The sequence below is a fragment of the Herbaspirillum sp. GCM10030257 genome, from assembly GCF_042666555.1.
Classification (GTDB): Bacteria; Pseudomonadota; Gammaproteobacteria; order Burkholderiales; family Burkholderiaceae_D; genus Noviherbaspirillum.
Genome location: NZ_JBHTDH010000128.1, coordinates 1 through 703, shown reverse-complemented (window position 1 = coordinate 703; position 703 = coordinate 1). Strand labels below are relative to the sequence as shown.

Annotated in this window: 1 protein-coding gene; it reads right to left on the bottom strand. The window is 61.9% G+C overall.

Going from position 1 to position 703, the window contains the following annotated elements; all coding sequences use genetic code 11:
- On the bottom strand, nt 1–703 hold a 703-nt coding region (locus tag ACFQUU_RS29390), incomplete at both ends, for a phosphopantetheine-binding protein (RefSeq protein WP_382252185.1).

Below are 703 nucleotides of genomic sequence, written 5' to 3'. Positions count from 1 at the left end.
CGCAGGCCCATCGGCATGTGATACGCCTGACTCACCCCTTGCATCTGCGACAGGAACCACAGCCGCTGCTGCGCATACGACAAGGGCAGCGGCTCTTCCCGCGACACTACCGTAATGGCAGGCAGGTCGCTGCGCCCAGCTTTGGCAACCGATTGCGCGAGATTAATCAGCAGCGGATGCTCGAACAACCCGGTCACGCCGACTTCAACACCCAGCACTTCACGGATGCGCGACACCACCCGCATGGCCAGCAATGAGTGGCCGCCCAGGTCAAAGAAGTGGTCGTTGCGTCCTATCTGTTGACTGTCAAGATTCAGTACTTCGGCCCAGATCGCGGCCAGTGCGGTTTCGACTTCACCTTGCGGTGCTTCGTACGCACGCACCGCATACGCTTCGCCGTCCGGCGCCGGCAGCGCCTTGCGGTCGAGCTTGCCATTTGGCGTCAGCGGCAGTGCATCGAGTGCGACATAGGCCGCCGGCACCATGTACTCGGGCAGCATGGCCGACAGGTGCAGGCGCATGCCTTCCGCTTGCACCGTACCCGGCTCGTCTTCCGTGTAGTACGCCACTAGCCGCTTGTCGCCGGGATGGTCTTCGCGCGCGATCACTGCAATTTCTTTCACTCCACGATACTGCGCCAGCTTCGCCTCGATCTCACCCAGTTCGATGCGCATGCCGCGCAACTTCACCTGGTGGTCATTTC